Origin of the sequence: Nocardioides sp., from assembly GCF_030150155.1 — a bacterium.
GTDB lineage: Bacteria > Actinomycetota > Actinomycetes > Propionibacteriales > Nocardioidaceae > Nocardioides.
Genome location: NZ_JASLGR010000001.1, coordinates 73,398 through 94,117, shown reverse-complemented (window position 1 = coordinate 94,117; position 20,720 = coordinate 73,398). Strand labels below are relative to the sequence as shown.

Below are 20,720 nucleotides of genomic sequence, written 5' to 3'. Positions count from 1 at the left end.
CTCAGGAACTTCTCGGTCTGGTAGACCAGCGAGTCGCCCTGGTTGCGGACCTCGACCGACTCGCGGCGCTTGGCGTCCTCCTCGGCGTACTGCTCGGCCTCGCGCACCATCCGGTCGATCTCGTCCTTGCCGAGCGCCGAGCCACCGGAGATGGTCATCGACTGCTCCTTGCCGGAGGCCTGGTCCTTCGCGGTGACGTGCACGATGCCGTTGGCGTCGATGTCGAAGGTCACGTCGATCTTCGGCACACCGCGGGGCGCCGGCGGGAGGCCGGTGAGCTCGAAGTTGCCGAGAGGCTGGTTCTGCGCCCACATCTGGCGCTCGCCCTGGGCGACCTTGATCTCGACCGACGGCTGGTTGTCGTCGGCGGTGGTGAAGGTCTCGGTGCGCTTGGTCGGGATCGTGGTGTTGCGCTCGATCAGCACCGTCATCACACCGCCCTTGGTCTCGATGCCGAGGCTCAGCGGCGTGACGTCGAGGAGCAGCACGTCCTTGACCTCGCCCTTGAGCACGCCGGCCTGGAGCGCGGCGCCGACGGCGACGACCTCGTCGGGGTTGACGCCCTTGTTGGGCTCCTTGCCGCCGAGCAGCTCCTTGACCAGGTCCGTGACGGCGGGCATCCGGGTGGAACCACCGACGAGGACGACGTGGTCGATCTCGGAGACCTTGAGGCCACCGTCACGGAGCACGTTCTGGAACGGCACCTTGGTGCGCTCGAGCAGGTCCGAGGTGATCTTCTGGAACTCGGCGCGGGTCAGGGTCTCCTCGAAGTGGAGGGGGCCGGACTCACCGTGGGTGATGTAGGGCAGGTGGATCGAGGTGTTCTGCGACGAGGACAGCTCGATCTTCGCCTTCTCGGCGGCCTCCTCGAGGCGCTGAGCGGCGATCTTGTCGGCGGACAGGTCCACGCCGTGGGCGTTCTTGAACTTGGTCACCATCCACTCGACGATGCGGTGGTCCCAGTCGTCGCCACCGAGGTGGTTGTCGCCGGAGGTCGCCTTGACCTCGACGACGCCCTCGCCGATCTCGAGCAGGGACACGTCGAACGTGCCGCCACCGAGGTCGAAGACAAGGATGGTCTGGTCGTCACCCTTGTCCAGGCCGTAGGCCAGCGCGGCGGCGGTGGGCTCGTTGACGATCCGGGCGACGTTGAGGCCCGCGATCTCGCCGGCCTCCTTGGTGGCCTGGCGCTGTGCGTCGTTGAAGTACGCCGGCACGGTGATGACCGCGTCGGTGACCGTCTCGCCCAGGTAGGCCTCGGCGTCACGCTTGAGCTTCTGCAGGATGAACGCGCTGATCTGCTGCGCGGTGAACTTCTTGTCGTCGATGTCCACGGTCCAGTCAGTGCCCATGTGGCGCTTGACGGACTTGAGGGTCCGGTCGACGTTGGTGACGGCCTGGCGCTTGGCGACCTCGCCGACCAGCACCTCGCCGGACTTGGCGAACGCAACGACGGAGGGCGTGGTGCGCGCACCCTCGGCGTTCGCGATGACGGTGGGCTCGCCACCCTCCAGGACGGCAACCACGCTGTTCGTGGTGCCGAGGTCGATACCGACCGCACGTGCCATGAGACATACCTCCGATGGAAACTTCTGCTGATGTCCCGAAGTTTAGTCCCATCGACTCAACTTCGTTCACTCGGTCCAACGAAGGCTACCCGGCGATCATTCCCGAAACACGAACGGGTTCTGAAGAAATCTCACACCGGTGTCCACCATGCTCACCCGGGGCAGCTCCTCGACCTTGGCTACCGGCCACCAGCGCGCCTCGTCGGTGGTGCCGTCGACCTCCGCGGCCAGCGCACCGCCGACGATCCGGGCCGAGTAGAACACCCGGACAGCCTTGAGGGAGCGCCCGCCGTACGCACCGGCGCCGCGCGCCCGCTGCTCCTCGGAGAAGACGTCGGTCTCGATGCCGAGCAGACCGGTCAGCTCGACGTCGTACCCACTCTCCTCCTTGACCTCGCGTACGACGCCCTCCTCCGGGCTCTCGTGCAGCTCGACTCCCCCGCCGGGCAGGGTCCAGCGCTTGGCGCTGCCCTCGTTCCACAGCGCCAGCACGATCCGCTGCTCGGCACCGGCACCCTCGACGATGACGGCGTAGGCCGCCAGTCGGGTGTCGTAGTCGGTGTAGTGCGGCAGCGCGGGCTCAGGGGCGGGATCGGGACGGGACATCCGTCCATTCAACCAACGTTCCGCCACTGCGGGGGCCGATCAGCCGATGGTGACGGTCACCACGTTGGAGACCCGGCCGGTGTCGGTGTCCTTGACCCGCCACTTCTGCGCGCCGGCGCGGCCGGTCTGCACGTACGTCGAGAACTGGCCACCCGTGACACCGGTGGTGACCGGGAAGTCGGTCCACTGCCCACCGTCCTTGCGCTGCACCTGGAGCACCGCACCCTCACCACCGGGGTAGACACCAGTGAGGTCGATCCGCTCCATCGAACCGGCAGTCGGCTTGCCTGCGGTCAGCGTGATCTGCTTGTCCTTCGGGGTCGCCGAGGCCGACGGCGAGGTCGACGGGCTGGCCGAGGTGGTGATCGCGGCGCCGCTCTGGCCGACCTGCGGCGAGAGCGTGATCAGCGGCCCGGTCTGGGTCTTGGTCGGCTTCGGCGTCGGCAGGTAGAGCGAGGCACCCGCGTCGCTGGCCAGGGCGGTGCCGGCCCTGCCGCCACCCACCCCGAAGACCGTGGTGGCGACGAGGGCGAAGATCCCCGCGAGCACGCCGAGCGCAGCAGCGACCGCCGCCAGGGCGATCAGGCCCGCGACGACGGGATGCTTCTCCTCGTCGGAGATCTTGAACTTCACAGCCGGGGTCCTTCCGAGACAGGGGCGCTTGACTATCTTTGCCGACCGCGCAACCCACGTCGAACCGTAGGGTCGTGATCATGAATTTTCAGGACGTCGTACGACGCCGCCGGATGGTCCGTCGCTACACCGACGAACCGGTCGCTGCCGAGCAGATCACCCGGATGTTGGAGAACGCGGTGCGGGCGCCCAGCGCCGGCTTCTCCCAGGGCTGGTCGTTCCTGGTGCTGGACACGCCCGAGGACGTCGCCCGCTACTGGCAGATCTTCGTCGGCGACGGCGAGTGGGAGGCCGACGGCTGGCTGCGCGGCATGATGACCGCGCCGGTGCTGATCATCCCGTGCTCGTCGAAGGCGGCCTACCTGTCGCGCTACGCGGAGAAGGACAAGGGCTGGACCGACCGCGACGAGGCCCGCTGGGCGGTGCCGTACTGGCACATGGACACCGCGATGGCGACCCTGCTGATCCTGCAGACCGCGGTCGACGAGGAGCTCGGCGCCTGCTACTTCGGGATCCCGCCACGGCACGAGGCCGCGGTCCGCGCGGCGTTCGGCATCCCCGCGGAGTGGGACCCGATCGGGGTGGTCTCGGTGGGGCATCCGGCCAGCAGCGGTGGCGCGCAGGGCAGCCCGAGTCGACGTACTCGCCGAGAGCAGGGCGAGGTGGTCCACCGCGGGCGGTGGTGAGGACTCTCTAAAGGCCGCAGGACCACCAGTCGCGGCCGAGGTGTCGCGGGTGGCGGCAGGTCAGACCCGCCAGGTCGGCGCCCTCGGGTGAGCGTGTCGGCGACCAGAGGTAGCCGCCCATCCCGGTGCGGAAGCCTCGCCGCTGGGGGAAGAACAGCATCGTGTCCACCACCTCGACACGACCGGTCGCGCTCAGCATCCGCAACGAGAGCGGCAGGTCCGTGCCACCCTCCCGCTCGAACTGGTCCATCTGGGCGACGGCCCGATCGAACAGCGACTGGTGGGCCCGGAAGTACGTCGTGGGCGCGAGCGTCGACCAGTTGGTCAGCCCCACCGCCAGGGCCACCGTGACCAGGGCCAGCACGACGGTGAGCACGGCCCGCCGCGCCAGCACCCCCAGGACGAGGACCGCCGCCAGAACGGCGAGCCACCCGAGGGCGCACACCCCCAGCAGGACCGGGTCGCCGTCGAAGCCGATCACGACCCAGCTGCCGAGGACCCCGGCCAGCCAGGCCAGCAGCGTCCAGCCCAGCAACGGACCCAGGCGCAGCCACGGACGCCGCCGAGGCGACGGCGTGACGGGCACTGGCTGCGGGATCGGCGACGGTGCCTGATCGAGGTCGGCCATCGCGCCAGTCTGGCACCTCGTCGGCCCGGTGCGGACCGAGAACGTGCGGTTCCCACGGCCCGGTGACCGGTCCTGCGATAACGCCCTCGCGAGTCCCGTCGCCGCACTACGCTGCGGCCAGCAGACCGATCGCGGTCGGGCGCGGGAGCGGGGAGGCGACGTGGGCACACCGCGATCGAGCCGTTCCCGGGAGCCGCACTGGTTCCTCCTGATCCTGCTCAGCGCGGTCGTGGGCCTGGTGATCTCCTACGTCGGTCTCAGCGACCTCCGGGGACCGTGGGCCGGCGACGACGCGCAGGACGCGGCATCCACGGCCCTGCCGAGCCCGGGACGCTCCGTCTCGACGTCGGTCGGGCCGACGCGGTCGCCCTCCCCCACCGCCGCCCCCGTCACTGCGGCGGTGCAGACCCCGGCGGCGCCGACACCGACCCCGACGACCACGACCACCCCGGTCGCCACTGCCCCGAAGGTGACCCCGACGCCCCGCACGCGGACCTCGTTCACGATCAGCCCGACGTCACCACACAGCAGCACCGACGACTCGAACACCACCACACCCCAGCTGCGGTTCTGGACGCTCCCCGTCTCCGACAGCCAGCAACCGGGCCAGCTCCGGACCAGCAGCGGCGGCCTGCGCGGCACCTACACCTGGGTCGACGAGCTGAGCGGCCGCTGCGAGACACCGGAGGTCTCCTGGTTCTTCACCGGCATCCCGAGCGGTGCCTACGACATCGAGATGTACACCCCGCGCGACGCCCGGGCCGCCTCCGCCATCGACGTGACCGGAAACCTCACCTCCACGACGATCGACCAGGTCGACAAGAAGGGGCAGTGGACGTACCTCTTCACCGTCAGGACCCGGAAGGGGTACGTCGGCCAGACGGTGCTCGACGTCTCCGCACGGCAGAGCGAGCAGGGCGGCACGGGTCCCTGTCAGGCGACCGGTCGGCGGCTGCTGTTCGACAGCGTGCGGATCACCCGGACCGGGAGCGACTGAGCCGCTCGGCGGTCAGGAGTCGGTGATCAGCCCGTCGCGCCGAGCAATCGCCGCCGCCTCCGTGCGCCCGCCCGCACCGAGCTTGGCGAGGATGTTGGACACGTGCACCGAGACCGTCTTGGTGCTGATGAACAGCGCCTTGGCGATCTCGCCGTTGGTCCGCCCGGCCGCGACCAGCTGGAGCGTCTCGATCTCGCGGGGCGTCAGCGCCGGACCTGCTGGTGTCGCGCCGCGTGCCGGTGGCGCGGCGGCCACGGAGCCGAGCTGGGCCAGCAGCCGGGAGGCGCCCAGCTCCACCGCGATCACGCGCGCCCGCTCGGCCACCGTCCGGGCCTGCGCCACGTCTCCGGTCGCGCGCAGCAGAGTCGCCAGCACCGCCAGCGTCGAGGCCGTCTCGAAACGGTGCCCCATCACGTCGTACGCCTCGACGGTGGCCTGCCACGCCTCCACCAGGACGCCGGCGGACACCTCGTCCCCGGCACGCCAGTGCGCGCGCAGCAGCTCCGCGCGCAGCCGTGCGGTCCAGGCTCGCCCCTCGGGGCCCCAGTCGGGTCGCCCGCCCAGGCGTGCCACCACCGCTCCGGCCTCGGCGGCGATCCGCTCGGCCTCGGCCAGCACCGCCGGGCGCTCGGCGGCCCGCAGCCCGCCCAGGGCGTCGGCGAGCACCCCGACGGTGACGGCACCGAGCCGCAGACGCGCGGAGAAGTCGCTGTCCCAGACCCGGGTGAGCGTCGCGACGGCGTCGTCGTACACCGCGACCGCGTCGGCATGGTCCCCGGCGATGCCCGCCTCGACGATCTCGGTCGCGGCGGTGAAGACCGCCACCACACCATCGGTGTTCCAGGTGTCGCGGTGCAGGCGGCGCGGCACCCGCTGTCCCTGCCCCTGGCGCACCATCTGACGGATCGCGTCCAGCGAGGCGTAGCCGACCGGCGGCGCGCCGGGCCGGGCGACGGCGGTCAGCTCGAGGGCCTCGGCCCAGCGGCCCTGCACGTAGTAGACCCAGGAGAGCTGATGGCGGGGCTCGACGGCGTACGGCGCCCACGGCTGCCCCGCGGCGACGGCCCGCTCGATCCCGGCCAGGAACGCCTCCTCGGCGTCGCCCCACAGGCCGTAGTCCTCATACGACCGGGCGAGCAGGAACCAGCCCTGCAGCTCGGCCTCCAGCGCCCCGGCGGCCTGGGCCCGGGCGATCGAGCCACGAGCCGCGATCCGGAGCTCGCTGGGGTCGCCGGTCTTGCGCAGGCTGGTCAAGGCGGCGACGGCGGCCGACGCGGTGGCGGCCAGGCCGTGCAGCTCGGCCAGCGCGAGTGCGGCCAGCCCTGCCTCCTCGGCCTCGTCGAAGCGGTGCACCCAGCCCAGGATCCGGGCGTGGTTGGCCAGCACCCGGGCACGCAGGGCGGGGTCGTCCTCCGGGGCCAGCTCGACCGCCTCCCGGGAGTACGCGATCGGGTCGAGCCGGGCGTTGTCGAGCACGCCGAGCGCGAGGGCTGCGGCGGCCAGCACGCGGGAGCGGTCGGCCGGCGTGGTCTCGGGGCTGAGCCGCTCGACCTGCTCGCGGGCCAGGGCGGCGCCGCGCTCGGCCCGCCCGGCGGCGGTGAGGGCGAGGACGCAGGACTCGACCACCAGGGCCGGGCGCACCTCGGGCGGCAGGATGCGGCCCGGGATCAGGGTGAGCGCTCGCTCGTAGTGCTGGGAGGCCTCCTCGGGGGCACCGACCGCCATCGCCTCGGCCCCGGCGGTGATGCTGGCGATCAGGGCGGTGTCGAGGTCGTGGGCCTGGCGGGCGTGGCGGGCCAGCTCGGCCGCGGAGCCGTCGCCGTCGTCGAGGTCGGCCGCGAGCGCAGTGGCGAACCGGCCGTGCAGGCTGACCCGCTCACCGGGCAGCAGGTCCTCATAGACGGCCTCGGCCAGCAGCGCATGCCGGAACCAGTAGTCGCCGGTGCCGGCGACCAGGACGTGCGACTCGACCGCCTGGCGCAGTGCCTCGTCGAGCCGGGCGGCGGGCAGGTCGACGACCTGGGCGAGCAGACCGTGGCGGACCCGTCGTCCGGCGACGCTGGCGGTGCGCACCACCGAGCGCGCTTCGTCGCCGAGCCGGTCGAGGCGGACCAGGAGCACGTCGGCGAGCTCGTCGGGCATCCAGTGGCCGGGGCCGGTGGCGGCACCGACCAGCTCCTCGACGAAGAACGCGTTGCCCTCGGCGCGCGCCACGATGTCCTCGCGGTCGGCGTCCCCGACCTCGTGGCTCAGCTCGTGGACCAGGGTGCGGACCTCGTCGTCGGGCAGCGGCCCCAGGGTGAGCCGCTCGACGCCACCCAGACGGCTCCACTCCGCGACCTGGCGCCGCAGCGGATGCCTGCGGTGCAGGTCGTCGGAGCGGTACGACGCCACCAGCACCAGATCGCTGGTGAAGGGACGTGTCAGCAGCAGCGTGATCAGGTCCCGGCTGGACTGGTCGGCCCAGTGCACGTCCTCGATCACCACGACGGTCGGCCCCGCAGCGGCGACAGCGTCCAGCAGGGCGTGCACACCGGCGACGATCTGACCGCGGTCGATGGAACCCGGGTCGTGCCGTCCGGCGGCCCGCAACCGGCTCAGCGCTGGATGCACCTGGAGGATCGTGTCGACGACCTCCGGATGCGTCACGCTCAACCGGTCGAGGACCTCGGTGAACGGCAGGTAGGGCAGGGCACTGTCACCGAAGTCGAGGCAGTGGCCCGCGACGACGTTCCAGCCGCGCTCGATCGCTGCGGTGCGGAACTCCTGCAGCAGACGGGTCTTGCCCACCCCGGCGTCACCGGCCAGGAGCAGGTGGCGACGCAGGCTCGCCGACCCACCGCGCTCGGGAGCCAGCAGGTCGGCGAGCTGGTCGAGCTCGTCTCGTCGACCGATCAGCGCCAGGCGGGGGTGGACCATGTCCCCCATCATCTCGCGTGCCCCGTCGGTGAGCGGGTCACGCGGGTCGCTGATCGACGCCGCAGCGCTCAGGACAGGGTCCGCTCGGTCTCGGTCGCGCGGCGACCGAAGCGCCGCATGCCGAGTCGGCCGAGCTGCCCGCGGGCACCCGACGCGTTCGGGCCGACCAGGTCGGCGCGGATCCGCGCGGCGCGCTCGTTGGTGCTGATCCGTACCCAGGTGGGATCGAAGTTGCTCATCACGACACCTCTTCTTGATGCGATCGGCCCCGGTGGCCGATGCCTCAAGCCTGCGGCTCTGAGGTAGGCCCTCACATCGGACGTTCTCCCTATCTCTGGTGACCCCGGCTCATCTCTGGTGACCCCGGCTCGTTCACCGACGATGGCCCACCTGCGAAGAGCCCCTCAACCCCGCGAGGAGGAAAACAGCCTCTGAGCCCGCTCCCGCCGACTGGATGAGTGGCGAAACCTCCTCCGGGCTTGAGCGCGCAAGCTGGAGCAGACCAGCGACTCCAACGAACCCAGCGCGGTTCACCAAGATTTGCCTACGCCCGAAACATTTTACCGTCACGGTATGTACACATGCAGGGGAACCCGCAACGCTTCGGAGCGGGGAGGCCATACCGATGAAGGCTGGCGCGATGCACAACAAAGCAACTCAAGAACCCCATCTTGATCCAAGTGAACCCACTCCTGAAACCGTTCCGTTGGCGCGATCCCAAAGTCGGGCCCACCCCGCAAGAGGGACCGTTATCGCCTGCACGGTGGCCGCCGTTGTGGGCATAGGCTCAACTGCCGCATATTCAGTGGCCGACGACGGAATCGGTCCTGATGCTCCGGCAGCCACGACCCAGGCTGTCGCCGGGGTGATTTCGGTGGCGCCGTCGGCGCTCACGGCCGTGACAGGCGGCGCGGCATATCAAGTCCCCACAGCCGACGGAGGCAGTGCGGCGCAGATAGCGGCCGTCAAGACCCTCGTGCCAACACTACTTCGAGCCGACGCCGCGATTGGACGAATTCCAGATATTCCTACCGCCCTGCGGTTGGTGTCAGTCACCGCAACGTCGACCGTCGCCGCCGTAACACAGCTTCTCCGGAACGTGTGGAGCCCTCAACGCCTGGTGGACCAAGTCACCCAGTGGGTCAGCGCAGTGCTTGCGGCAGCCGCTGACCCTGCATACATCCCGTACTCCAACAACACCTTCACTGTCGACCAATGGCAGGGCGTGAATGTCACGTCGTCCGGAGTGGATGTGCTTCTCCTCGGGCACGACAACTACCTCAAGCCTGACGGCTGGAGCGCCGACGTCGAGCGGCAATGGCAGATCCATCTGCTGCTTACCTCAAGTGGATCCTGGCTCCTTGACAGCACCAGCTCAGTGGCCGTCCCCGAGGTTGCAGCCGTGGACGCCCCTGACGATCACACCGGTGACGGCACAGATGACGCTGCAGGCCCCGTAGTCATCGATCCAGGAAACACCGACTGGCTCTCCACGGACCCCGACCTCGATGCCCCATCGGGAACACCGTCCGCAGGAGGTGTCCGGCGAAGTCGATCAGCTACTTCTTCGGCAAGCTCTTGCTGGTGGCAGCGGCGTTCTCCGCCACGCTCAGCCTTTCTGGAACAGCCGCGGCTGCGACGCCCTCGGTGGACTGGGGCAAAGTCGTCGCTTACGCCCACAAGTACGCGTGCAACACGGCCTCAGGCGCCAACGGCAAGTGTTATAACTCGGCATACCTGTCGTTTGGTGCGGATTGTACAAACTTTGTATCTCAAGCTCTCTACGCCGGCGGAATGCCGATGGAGCGCCACAGCACCATCGAGTACTGGAAATCAGAGTGGTTCTACGACAAGAGCAACGACAAACACGCAAAAGCATGGACATCGGTCCAATACTTCCAGGACTACTTCAAGAACGCTAAGTCGTACGGCACGTGGATTCGAGCGTCGTCAATGGGAGCGCAATACACCCCTGCAGCGCGCGGTGACATCTATATGTACAATTGGGGTCGCGGTGAAGGATGGTCTCACCTGGCAATTGAAACCGGATTCGGTCAGTTCGCTGATTTCGTCGACCATTCGACGGGAAGGCGTTACCGGTCTGTGACCAGCGGATCGGGCGACTACATTTCGCAGCACGTCACGGATCGCGACTACTCGCCGTGGAACTGGGGGTACCAGACCGAGACTAACCCCAAGTATCGGCGGGCCATGGACACGATCATCCTGCACTGGAATAGGTAGGCCTCAGTTGATGCGTCCACTTTTCATCAGGGCGGCTGTGCTTGCGGCCGCCCTGATGGCCGTCGTTCTTGTGTCGATGGCCTACGGACGATTCACGACGCAGATCTCCTCTCACGGATGGGCGTGCGGGCGCGCGTTGAGCGTGGCCGTGCGAGGCGTTGCGGCTCCGCATGGTGGGGAGATCGGAGCGACGGCTCCTGAGGCCGGGGTGTTGGCAGGCTGCCGCCCGAAGGCAACGCGCGTCGTGGTCCCCGGACTTCTTGAGGCTGGCGGTGCAGCGTTGCTCCTGGTAGCAGCAGTCCTCGCGCGGAGACGTTTCTCCGGCCGGCCCGGAGGAACGAGGCATGATGCGCCCGGGGCGGGGGATGTGCAGGAAGCCCCGGCCCGCCCCACCCCTTCCGGGGACCGATCGGGCGACCAGGCGTAGCCGCCCATGCCGCGAAGCACGCCGACGGCGCCAGCTCCCTGGTGGCCTCGGGAGGGATCGAGGGGCCTGTCGCCCCGTTGCTTTCCTTACCTCCCGGTAACTTCCGGTGTCGGAAGTGTTAACTAGGTCATATTCCACACACCGGGATCGCTGCTAGGTTCTGGATTTTGTGACCTTCAAGAGCCCGAAGAGCTTCTTCGCCCCGCTGGCGGTCGGCGCCCCGGCACCGCTGCGTGAGATCCCGGCCCGACCGAGTCGTGCCATCCACTTCTTCGACCCCAGCAACCCGAAGATGGTCGACAAGATCCCGCAGATGGTCGGCACCGTCGACGTACTGCTGGGGAATCTGGAGGACGCGGTCAAGGCCGACAACAAGGTCGCCGCGCGCGAGGGCCTGGTCACGATCGCGCAGGGCACGGACTTCGGCCCGACCCAGCTGTGGACCCGGATCAACTCCCTGGACTCGCCGTGGGCGCTGGACGACCTCACCACGCTGGTCACCGAGATCGGCGACAAGCTCGACGTGGTGATGGTGCCGAAGGTGCAGGGCGCCGAGGACATCCACTACGTCGACCGGCTGCTCGCCCAACTCGAGGCCAAGGCCGGGCTCACCCGCCCGATCCTGGTGCACGCGATCCTGGAGACCGCCCGCGGCGTCGCCGAGGTGGAGAACATCGCGCTGGCCAGCCCGCGGATGCAGGGCATCTCGCTCGGTCCGGCCGACCTGGCCGCGGACCGCAAGATGAAGACCACCCGCGTCGGTGGCGGTCACCCCGGCTACCTGGTCCGCGCCGACCCGGCGTCGTCCTCGCTCGAGGACATCACCTCGCCGAGCCGGACGATCTTCCAGCAGGACCTGTGGCACTACACGATCGCGAAGATGGTCGACGCGTGCGCCGCTGCGGGGATCTACCCGTACTACGGCCCGTTCGGCGACATCACCGACGTGGTCGCCACCGAGGACCAGTTCCGCAACGCGTTCCTGCTGGGCTGCGTCGGCACCTGGAGCCTGCACCCCAAGCAGATCGAGATCGCCAACCGGGTCTTCTCGCCCTCGGTCGAGGACATTCGGCACGCTCGCCGGGTCGTCGCCGCGATGGGCGACGGCACCGGTGCGGTGATGCTCGACGGCAAGATGGAGGACGACGCCTCCCTCAAGCAGTGCCTGGTGATGGTCGCGCTGGCCGAGGAGCTGGCAGCGATCGACCCGAAGCTCAAGGAGCTCTACGACGCGATCGAGCTCGACGGACAGACCAAGGGAGACAACGCCTGATGACCACCCCCGCCGCCGCCGGATTCCGCCCCCGCCGCTCGGTCCTCTACATGCCCAGCTCGAACGAGCGGGCCCTGGAGAAGGCCAAGACGATCCCGGCCGACGCCCTGATCCTCGACCTGGAGGACGCCGTCGCCCCGGATGCCAAGCGGGTCGCCCGGGAGAACGCCGTCGCCGCTGTCGCCTCGGGCGAGTACGGCGCCAAGGAGCTCACCATCCGGATCAACGGCGCCGACACGGAGTGGCACGCCGACGACCTGCGCGCCGCCGCCGCCGTCGGACCCGACGCGATCGTGGTGCCCAAGGTGAACAGCCCCGAGGCGGTGCGGTCCCTGGTCGCGTCGATCGAGGCCGCCGGCGCGCCGAGCAAGACGAAGCTGTGGGCGATGATCGAGTCGCCGTACGCCATCCTGCACGCCGAGGAGATCGCCGCCGCCTCCGAGCGCCTCACCGTGCTGGTGCTCGGCACCAACGACCTGGTCAAGGAGCTCTTCATCGACCACGTCCCCGGGCGTGAGCCGCTGCGTACCTCCCTGCAGCTCGCCGTGCTGGCCGCCCGCGCCACCGGCAAGGTCGTCCTCGACGGCGTCTACAACGACGTCAAGGACGCCGACGGCTACGCCGCCGAGGTCCTCCAGGGCGTCCAGTTCGGGTTCGACGGCAAGACCCTGATCCACCCCGCCCAGGTCGAGGGCGCCAACACCGGCTTCGCCCCGTCGGCCGACGCCGTCGCCGCCGCGACCGGCCTGATCGAGGCCTGGAACGCCGGCAACGGTGGCGTGGTCACCTACAACGGCAAGATGGTCGAGTCGCTGCACGTCGAGTCCGCCCGCCGCACCCTGGCGATCGCCGCCGCGATCGCGCAGCTGGGCTGAGGCTCCTCCCGGCGCACGCCGGGGAGAGAACGGGGTCGTCCTGCGGGGCGGCCCCGTTCTGCGTTGTTCTGCATTGTTCTGCGTGGTGGCGGGCCAGCCCGTTCCAGCACCCGCGGTAGCCGACACGCCGCCGCTCCCCGCGTGTCGCCCACGACGAGCGCATCAACAGTACGCCGACCAGCGCGGGTCCGACCGCAGCGCCGTGACCGGGGCGGCGGTAGGTCGTTGAACTGGCGCTAGCAACTACTGAACCCGGAGCACTACCGGGCCGATAGGGGGCACGTGCTGCGTGTCCCGAAGGTGTCACGTGTCTGAACTGCCGCAGGGTCTCGCCCCGGAGGGTGCGAAGCCCTCGAGACCGGAGGTGAGCGACCCGTTGCAGCCCTTCGCCGACATCATCGACATCTTCAAGTCCATCGCCGACACCGGCGACGTCGAGCCCGCGCCGCCGAGCACCGTGTACTACGTCGACGACGAGCCCCTCGACCTCGCCGCGATCCTGCAGCCTCCGGCTGTGTTGCAGGCGCTGGGGCGAGAGACGGTGGATCCGGTCCCGGCCGTGCCAGTGCCGCCCGCGCCGGTCCCAGCCGCTGCTGCGCCTGCGTCGGACACGCGGCCGGCAGCAGCGCCCGAGCCGCAGCCTGAGCCTGCGCCTGCGCCTGCGCCTGAGACAGCCCCCGCCGCGGAGCCCGAAACCACACCGCCCGCTCCCCCAGCACAGGCGCCCGAGACACCCGCGCCCGCGATCGACATGCAGGCGATCATCGCCGCGGCGACCGCTGCCCTGGCCGAGGTGGACGAGGCCCTGGCCGCCGCCGGTCCGTTGCCGACGATGTCGGACGCGGCCCCGCCGTCCGACCCGCCTGTCGCAGTGGTCGAACCCGACGTCGAGCCTGAGGCCACACCCCCGGTCGAATCCGCGCCGGAACCCGAGCCCGAGCCGACTCCGGAGCCCGAGCCCGACCCGGCTCCGAAACCCGAGCCCGAGCCGACTCCGGACCCCGAGCCGACGCCGGAGCCGACTCCCGCCCCAACGGCCCTGCCCGAGCCAGCCCCCGAGCCGACGCCGACCGGCGTACCCGACCCACGAACCGACGCGGCCGCAGCCGTGCTGGCGGCCTTCGCCACCCAGCAGGCCGAGGAGGCAGAGCAGGCAGAGCGGGGCGGGCAGACCGCCACCATCTCCCCGCCCACCCAACGCGCACCCCGGCCGGCGTCCACCGCACCCACCAGCCCCGCCCCCACACCACTCACCAGCCCCGCACCCGAGCCCCCACTCCCGAGCGCCACCCCCGAACCCCAGCGCGCACCCGACCCCACCCCCGAGCCCGCACCTGAGCCCGACACCCCCGCCCGCCGCACCCTCCGCTGGCCGCTCAAGGCCGTCGCCGCCCTGGTCCTCGTCGCCCTGATGGCCGGGACCGGCTGGTTCCTGGCCCGTGGCCCGCTGGCCCACACCGGTCCGAGCGCGGCACCGACCGCGGCGCCGAGCCAGGAGAGCGTGCCGATCGCACCGCAGCAGGCGGAGTACGGCGACGTGATCGCCGCCGTCACCGCAGCCACGGACCTCACCTCCCTCGCGGCAGCGGCCGACCAGGCCACCGCCCTGGGGCAGACCTTCGCTGATCTCACCGGCGCCACCGCGCAGGGCGAGGCCCTGATCCGGGCCGAGACCGCCGCGCTCCAGGCACTGAGCGGCCTCGACGCCCTCACCCCCGGCAATGCGTCGGCCCAGTTCCCGGCACTGATGTCGACCCTCACCACGGCGAGCCGGGCCGTCACGCAGGCCCGCAAGGCCCTGCCTGGCAACGACCCGCGGACCGACACCGCTCCCGCGACCCGGCACGTGGTCAGGCTCGTCGGCCCGCTCGCCCTCAACGGCCTCACCACCCAGCTCTCCGGGCTGGTCACGCGCGCCGGTGCGGCGACGAAGACGGCCGGCCTGCGTGAGGTCGCGGCCGACACCTTCCAGCTCCGGGTAGCCACCGAGGACACCGCCGCCCTCCTCGGCCCCGACGGCGCCCTCGGCGCCCGCGCCGCCCACCTGCAGCAGGCCGCCGCCGCGCTGGCCGCGATGAAGACGATCGATGCCGACCACCTCGGCGACTGGGCGCCGCTGAGCACGCGGCTGCGCCAGAGCCTGACCGCCCTCAAGCAGCCGACCACCGCCGTAGGCCAGGTCGACCAGATGATCGACGCCGCCGTCGTCCTGATGGACACCTGGACGCAGCTCCACCAGGGCCCGGACCGGGCCACGCTGGCGGCGTACCGCTCCCGCGTCCTGACCGCGTCCCGGACCTGGACGACGGCCTGGACCGCACTGCCGACGGTCACCGCGGACCAGAAGGCGTCCTTCGACCTGACCACGCGGTTCTACAAGAGCTCGCAGAAGCTCGCCGGTGCCGCGACCGCGCTGGCGAAGATCAACGTCCCCGACGGCGCGCCCGACGCCCTCGCCCGCGCCCACCGCACGCTGGCAGCGCTGGCCGACCGCGGTCGACGGGCCGCCGCCGCGGGGCACACGATGGCGCTGGCCGCCGAGGACTGCGGCAGCGACTGCACGCTGGGCCAGACCAAGGCGTGGAAGGCCTTCCAGACCGCGGTGTCCAAGGTCGGTACGCCGACGACGGCGAAGGCCGAGTGGCAGAGCGCGTACGACGCCGCAGTGGCCGAGGCTGCCGCCGTACCGCCGGAGCAGGACAAGCCCGACGTCTGACCCGCCATGAGACACAGGTCACAGCCCGAGGGTCGAGACCTACGCCACACCCCCAGGCGCACTCGGCTTGAATCATGCCGATGACAGCGCGCCGACCCTCAGCAGCACCGGTCGGCACCGCCCGCCGCTGGTGGATGCTCGGCGTCAGCACCGCCGCCCAGTCCGGCGCGGCCGTGATGGCCCACGGTGCGGCCTTCCTGATCCCGACGCTGACCCGTGACCACGGTCTGAGCCTGAGCCAGGCCGGCGTGGTCGCCGCCGCACCGACGATCGGCGTGATGCTGGCCCTGGTCGCCTGGGGTGCCGTCACCGACGCGATCGGCGAGCGGGTCGTCCTCCAGATCGGCCTGAGCGTCGCGGCGCTGGCCGGACTGGCCGCCGCGGCCACCTCCAGCCTGGTCCTGTTCGCGATCGCGATCGGGGTCGGTGGTGCCGCCAGCGCGTGCTCGAACGTGGCCAGCGGCCGGGTCGTGGTCGGCTGGTTCCCGCCGCACCGTCGCGGGCTGGCGATGGGGATCCGGCAGATGGCCCAGCCCGTCGGGGTCGGCATCGCCGCGATCACGATGTCGGTGACGGCTCAGGCGCACGGCATCCGGGCGGCGATCCTGATCCCGGCGATCGCGTGCGCCGTCACCGCCATCGCCGTCACGCTCGTGATCGTGGACCCGCCGCGCCCCACCCGCACCGTGACCCGGGCCGACAACCCGTACCGCGGCAACCGTTACCTGGCCCGGATCCATGCCGTCTCGGTGCTGCTGGTCGTCCCGCAGTTCCTGGTCTGGACGTTCGCCCTGGTCTGGCTGGTCGACGATCGGAGCTGGTCGGCCGCCGGAGCGGGCGCCCTGGTCGCGGTCGCCCAGATCTTCGGCGCGTTCGGCCGGATCGCCGCCGGCCAGCTCTCCGACGTGGTCCGGAGCCGGATGCGGCCGCTGCGCTGGGTCGCCCTGGCCGCAGCCGTCGTGCTGATCCTGTGGGGCGCGACCGCCGGCATGGGCTGGTGGGTCGCCGTACCCCTGATGGTCCTCGCCACCGTCCTCACCGTCGCCGACAACGGCCTGGCGTTCACCGCCGTGGCCGAGCGCGCCGGGCCGTTCTGGAGCGGGCGGGCGCTCGCCATCCAGAACACTGCTCAGTTTCTGACCAGCTCCCTCGTGCCACCGCTCGGAGGGGCGGCGATCGTGGCACTAGGCTTCCCCCGAACGTTCGCCCTCGCTGCACTCTTTCCGGTCCTGGCGTTTGCGCTGGTGCCGGTTCGAGACGAGCAAGAACTCTCGTAGCGACGCAAGTTACTCACCGGTAGGATTCGCGCATGCTTCAAACCATCGTCATCGTGGCGTGTCTGGCGCTCACGGTCGTGACGGCCGTTCTGGTCGTCAAGGCTGTCCGCTCAGTCCTCGCTGTCATCGGCCAGGGTCAGCCCACGATCGGGCGCACCGACAACCCGGGCAAGCGCCTGGCGACGATGCTGAAGGAGACGCTCCTTCACACCCGCATGCTGCAGTGGACCTGGGTCGGCATCCTGCACTGGTTCGCGTTCGCCGCGTTCATCGTGCTCTCCACCGCGGTGGGGTCGGCGTACATCCAGCTCTTCAGCGCCGACTGGACGATCCCCGTGATCGGCAAGTTCTTCGGCTACGAGTGGATCGCCGAGGGCCTCGGCCTGCTGGGCGCGATCGGCATCATCCCGCTGATCGTCTACCGCCTGCGCAACCTGCCGGCCGACAAGGGCCGCAAGAGCCGCTTCTTCGGCTCCACGATGTGGCAGGCGTTCTTCGTCGAGGCGATGGTGCTGCTCGAGTCGATCGCGATCCTCTTCATCCGCGGTGCTGAGTACAACCTCGCCCAGGCACACGGCGGCGAGCACGCCGAGCACGCCACCGGCTTCCACTTCCCGATCTCGCAGTTCTTCGGTCACCTCTACCCGACCGGCCACGACTCGATCGGGTCGCTGGAGAACATCATCTACCTGATCGCCACGTTCAAGATCGCCTCGGCGCTGATCTGGCTGATCGTGATCTCGACCAACCTGACGATGGGTGTCGCCTGGCACCGCTTCACGGCCTGGTTCAACATCTTCTTCAAGCGTGAGTCGATCGGTCGCGACACCGACGGCGCCACCACCGCGCTCGGTGGCCTCAAGCCGCTGATCGCCGGTGGCAAGGTGATCACCCTCGACGACATCGACGACCTGGACGAGGAGACCGTCCTCGGCGTCGGCACGATCAACGACTTCGCCTGGAAGGGCATCCTCGACTTCACCACCTGCACCGAGTGTGGCCGCTGCCAGTCGCAGTGCCCCGCCTGGAACACCGAGAAGCCGCTCTCCCCGAAGCTCCTCATGATGGGCCTGCGCGAGCACGCCTACGCCTCGGCAACCGAGGGCCCTGAGGGCGAGCGCGCCCAGCTCCCCCTGATCGGCAAGACCTCCCAGCCGGCCGAGGCCGGTGCGGGCGAGGAGGTCCTCGACTGGTTCTACAACCCGGAGGACGGCGGCTTCGTCATCGACGAGGACGTGCTCTGGTCCTGTACGTCGTGTGGTGCCTGTGTCCAGCAGTGCCCGGTCGACATCGAGCACGTCGACCACATCGTCGACATGCGCCGCTACCAGGTGCTGGTCGAGTCGAACTTCCCCTCCGAGCTCAACGGTCTCTTCCGTGGCCTGGAGAACAACGGCAACCCGTGGAACATGTCGTCCAAGCAGCGGCTGTCGTGGACCGACGGGCTGGACTTCGACGTCAAGGTCGTCGGCGAGGACATCGAGGACCTGGACTCCGTCGACTGGCTGTTCTGGGTCGGCTGCGCCGGTGCCTACGAGGACCGCGCGAAGAAGACCACCCGCGCCGTGGCCGAGCTGCTCAACATCGCCGGGGTCTCCTTCGGCGTGCTGGGCAACGGCGAGACCTGCACCGGTGACTCGGCTCGCCGTGCCGGTAACGAGTTCGTCTTCCAGGGCCTGGCTCAGCAGAACGTCGAGACGTTCAAGGAGTTCAAGGTCAAGAAGGTCGTCTCGACCTGTGCTCACTGCTTCAACACGTTGAAGAACGAGTACAAGGAGTTCGGCATCGAGCTCGAGGTCGTGCACCACACCCAGCTGCTCAACCGCCTCGTGCGCGAGGGCAAGCTGACCCCGGTGACCGAGGGTGCGGGCGCCCACAAGCGCTCCATCACGTACCACGACCCCTGCTACATCGGTCGTCACAACGGCGTCTACACGCCCCCGCGTGAGCTGCTCCAGATCCTGCCCGGTGCCGAGGTCGTGGAGATGCCGCGCAACTCCGAGCGCTCGTTCTGCTGTGGTGCCGGTGGCGCTCGGATGTGGATGGAGGAGAAGCTCGGCTCGCGGATCAACCAGAACCGCACCGACGAGGCCGTCGCCACGGGTGCCGACCAGATCGCCGTCGGCTGCCCCTTCTGCCGCGTGATGCTCTCCGACGGCCTCACCGCCGCCCAGGCCAACGGCTCGGCGCGCGAAGAGGTCGAGGTCCTCGACATCGCCCAGATGCTGCTCTCCTCGGTCAAGGGCGAGCAGGCCACCAAGCTGGCGCCCGGTCAGGGTGCGGCTCTGGCGGCTGCCGCTGCCGCCACTCCGGCTGCTCCTGCTGCGTCTGCTGCTGCGGCTACCGAGGTGGCCGAGACGGTGTCGGCGCCCGACGACGCGTCGTCCCTGTTCGACTCCCCCGCCGCCCCGGAGGCGCCGTCGGGTGGCTCCCTGTTCGACACGCCTTCGGGCGGTACGTCGGGTGGGTCGCTGTTCGACACCCCCGCCCCGGGCACGTCGGGCGGATCCCCGTTCGACACCCCCGCCCCGGAGACGCCTGCGGCTCCTGAGGCGAAGTCGGGCTCGCTGTTCGACGAGGGCGGGTCGCTCTTCGACACCCCGGCTCCGGCTGCTCCTGCGGCTCCTGCCGCCCCGGCAGCGCCGGCCGCTGGTGGGTCGCTGTTCGACGTCGCTCCGACCGAGACGCCTGCACCGGCAGCGCCCGCTGCCGGTGGGTCGCTGTTCGACATCCCGGCCGAGGCTCCGGCTGCGGCGGCTCCGGCTGCGGCGGTTGACGCTCCGGCCGCGCCCGCTGCCCCGGCGGCCGCTGAGGCTCCGGCCGCCGCCCCGTCGTCCGGCACGGCCTCCGAGCCGCGCACGGACGTCAACATCGACGAGGTCGCCAGCCTGTTCGACATCGAGGCACCGGCTGGCACGGTCGCGGTCGCCGCGAGTGCTGTGGCCGCTCCGGTCGCTGCAGCCCCGGTCGCCACGCCGGCAGCACCCGCTGCTCCGGTCGAGGCTCCCGCCCCGGCTGCTCCGGTCGCCGAGGCACCCGTCGCAGCTCCCGCTGAGTCGGCTCCCGCCGCCCCCGTCGCCGCACCTGTCGCCGCACCGGCGCCGAGCGTCACCGTCGGGACGTCCTCGGGCACCGCCTCGGTGCCGCACACCGACGTCAACATCGACGAGGTCGCGAGCCTGTTCGACATCGAGGCGCCCACGGGCACCGTCAGTGTCGAGCCCGGCCAGGCAGCCCCCGCCGCTCCGGCAGCCCCCGCGGCCCCGGTGGCTGCTGGCGAAACCACGCCTGCAGCAGCCCCGGCAGCGCCTTCACCGGCAGTTGACGCCGCACCCGCCCCGGTCGCCGAGGCACCCGCCGCCGCACCTGCCCCGGTCGCGGAGGCGCCCGTCGCCGCCCCGGCCGCGCCGGTGGCCGCCGCCCCGGCGCCGAGCGTGACGATCGGGACGTCCTCGGGCACCGCCTCGGTGCCGCACACGGACGTCAACATCGACGAGGTCGCCAGCCTGTTCGACATCGCGGCCCCCGACGGTGCCGTCAGCGTCGAGCCCGGCCAGGCAGCCCCGGCTGCCCCGGCAGCAGCCCCCGCGGCGCCCGCCCCCGTCGCCGAGACCCCGGCCGCCGCCCCGGCGGAGGCCGCACCGGTCATCGAGGCCCCGGTCGCCGAGACCCCGGTCGTCGAGACCCCGGTCGCCGAGACCCCGGTCGTCGAGGCACCCGCCGCAGAGACCACCCCGGTAGCCGCTCCCCCGGCTCCCACCGTGGTGATCGGCGAGTCCTCCGGGGCGACGCACCACCCGCGTACCGACGTGGACATCACCACCCTCGGGTCGCTGTTCGACATCTGATCGAACCCCCGACGAGCCGCGCC

At 70.6% G+C, this 20,720-nt stretch carries 14 protein-coding genes; 8 read left to right on the top strand and 6 right to left on the bottom strand.

Translation table 11 applies throughout. From position 1 onward, the window contains the following. The 3 genes from dnaK to Q1V88_RS00410 form a co-directional block, all read right to left on the bottom strand. Positions 1-1,568 (bottom strand): molecular chaperone DnaK (gene dnaK, locus Q1V88_RS00420; protein ID WP_300676135.1); only part of this gene is annotated, 1,568 nt, incomplete at its 3' end. A gap of 96 nt (positions 1,569-1,664) precedes the next feature. Further along, positions 1,665-2,174, bottom strand: a complete 510-nt coding sequence (locus tag Q1V88_RS00415; RefSeq protein ID WP_300676133.1) for an NUDIX domain-containing protein — start codon at positions 2,172-2,174, stop codon at positions 1,665-1,667. 39 nt (positions 2,175-2,213) lie between these two features. Then, positions 2,214-2,807 (bottom strand): hypothetical protein, encoded by a 594-nt coding sequence (locus tag Q1V88_RS00410; RefSeq protein ID WP_300676130.1) that lies wholly within the window; start codon positions 2,805-2,807, stop codon positions 2,214-2,216. Positions 2,808-2,887: 80 nt separating this feature from the next. Here Q1V88_RS00410 and Q1V88_RS00405 point away from each other — a divergent pair, with 80 nt between their 5' ends. Next, the gene (locus Q1V88_RS00405) at positions 2,888-3,493 is read left to right on the top strand and encodes a nitroreductase family protein (RefSeq protein WP_300676128.1); all 606 of its coding nucleotides are present in this window, start codon (positions 2,888-2,890) and stop codon (positions 3,491-3,493) included. A 7-nt stretch (positions 3,494-3,500) separates the two neighbouring features. Here the strand turns inward: Q1V88_RS00405 and Q1V88_RS00400 are convergent, their stop codons facing one another. After that, positions 3,501-4,121, bottom strand: coding sequence for a hypothetical protein (locus Q1V88_RS00400; RefSeq protein WP_300676126.1), 621 nt, complete (start codon positions 4,119-4,121; stop codon positions 3,501-3,503). Positions 4,122-4,281: 160 nt separating this feature from the next. Between Q1V88_RS00400 and Q1V88_RS00395 the strand changes: the two genes are divergently transcribed. Beyond that, positions 4,282-5,118 carry a hypothetical protein gene (locus tag Q1V88_RS00395; protein WP_300676125.1) on the top strand — a complete coding sequence of 279 codons (837 nt, stop codon included), beginning with the start codon at positions 4,282-4,284 and terminating at the stop codon, positions 5,116-5,118. 12 nt (positions 5,119-5,130) lie between these two features. On the opposite strand, the gene Q1V88_RS00390 is transcribed toward Q1V88_RS00395, so the two are convergent. Continuing rightward, a complete protein-coding gene (locus Q1V88_RS00390) occupies positions 5,131-8,037 on the bottom strand; it encodes a helix-turn-helix transcriptional regulator (protein WP_300676124.1) in 2,907 nt (968 codons plus the stop codon). A gap of 68 nt (positions 8,038-8,105) precedes the next feature. Beyond that, entirely contained in the window at positions 8,106-8,276 is a 171-nt protein-coding gene (locus Q1V88_RS00385; RefSeq protein WP_300676122.1) for a hypothetical protein, read from the bottom strand. 1,345 nt (positions 8,277-9,621) lie between these two features. Between Q1V88_RS00385 and Q1V88_RS00380 the strand changes: the two genes are divergently transcribed. From Q1V88_RS00380 to Q1V88_RS00355, 6 genes are all read left to right on the top strand, one after another. Then, positions 9,622-10,281: an amidase domain-containing protein gene (locus Q1V88_RS00380; RefSeq protein WP_300676120.1), complete on the top strand. Its 660-nt coding sequence runs from the start codon at positions 9,622-9,624 to the stop codon at positions 10,279-10,281. A gap of 596 nt (positions 10,282-10,877) precedes the next feature. After that, complete coding sequence (locus tag Q1V88_RS00375; RefSeq protein ID WP_300676118.1) at positions 10,878-11,981, top strand: CoA ester lyase; 1,104 nt, start codon at positions 10,878-10,880, stop codon at positions 11,979-11,981. Further along, positions 11,981-12,856, top strand: a complete 876-nt coding sequence (locus Q1V88_RS00370; protein ID WP_300676116.1) for a CoA ester lyase — start codon at positions 11,981-11,983, stop codon at positions 12,854-12,856. Before Q1V88_RS00375 ends, Q1V88_RS00370 begins: the two co-directional genes overlap by 1 nt. Positions 12,857-13,220: 364 nt before the next feature. After that, the gene (locus tag Q1V88_RS00365; protein ID WP_300676113.1) at positions 13,221-15,572 is read left to right on the top strand and encodes a hypothetical protein; all 2,352 of its coding nucleotides are present in this window, start codon (positions 13,221-13,223) and stop codon (positions 15,570-15,572) included. Between the two features lie 80 nt (positions 15,573-15,652). Beyond that, positions 15,653-16,849 (top strand): MFS transporter, encoded by a 1,197-nt coding sequence (locus Q1V88_RS00360; protein WP_300676112.1) that lies wholly within the window; start codon positions 15,653-15,655, stop codon positions 16,847-16,849. 32 nt (positions 16,850-16,881) lie between these two features. After that, complete coding sequence (locus tag Q1V88_RS00355) at positions 16,882-20,697, top strand: heterodisulfide reductase-related iron-sulfur binding cluster (protein WP_300676109.1); 3,816 nt, start codon at positions 16,882-16,884, stop codon at positions 20,695-20,697. Positions 20,698-20,720: the final 23 nt, after the last annotated feature.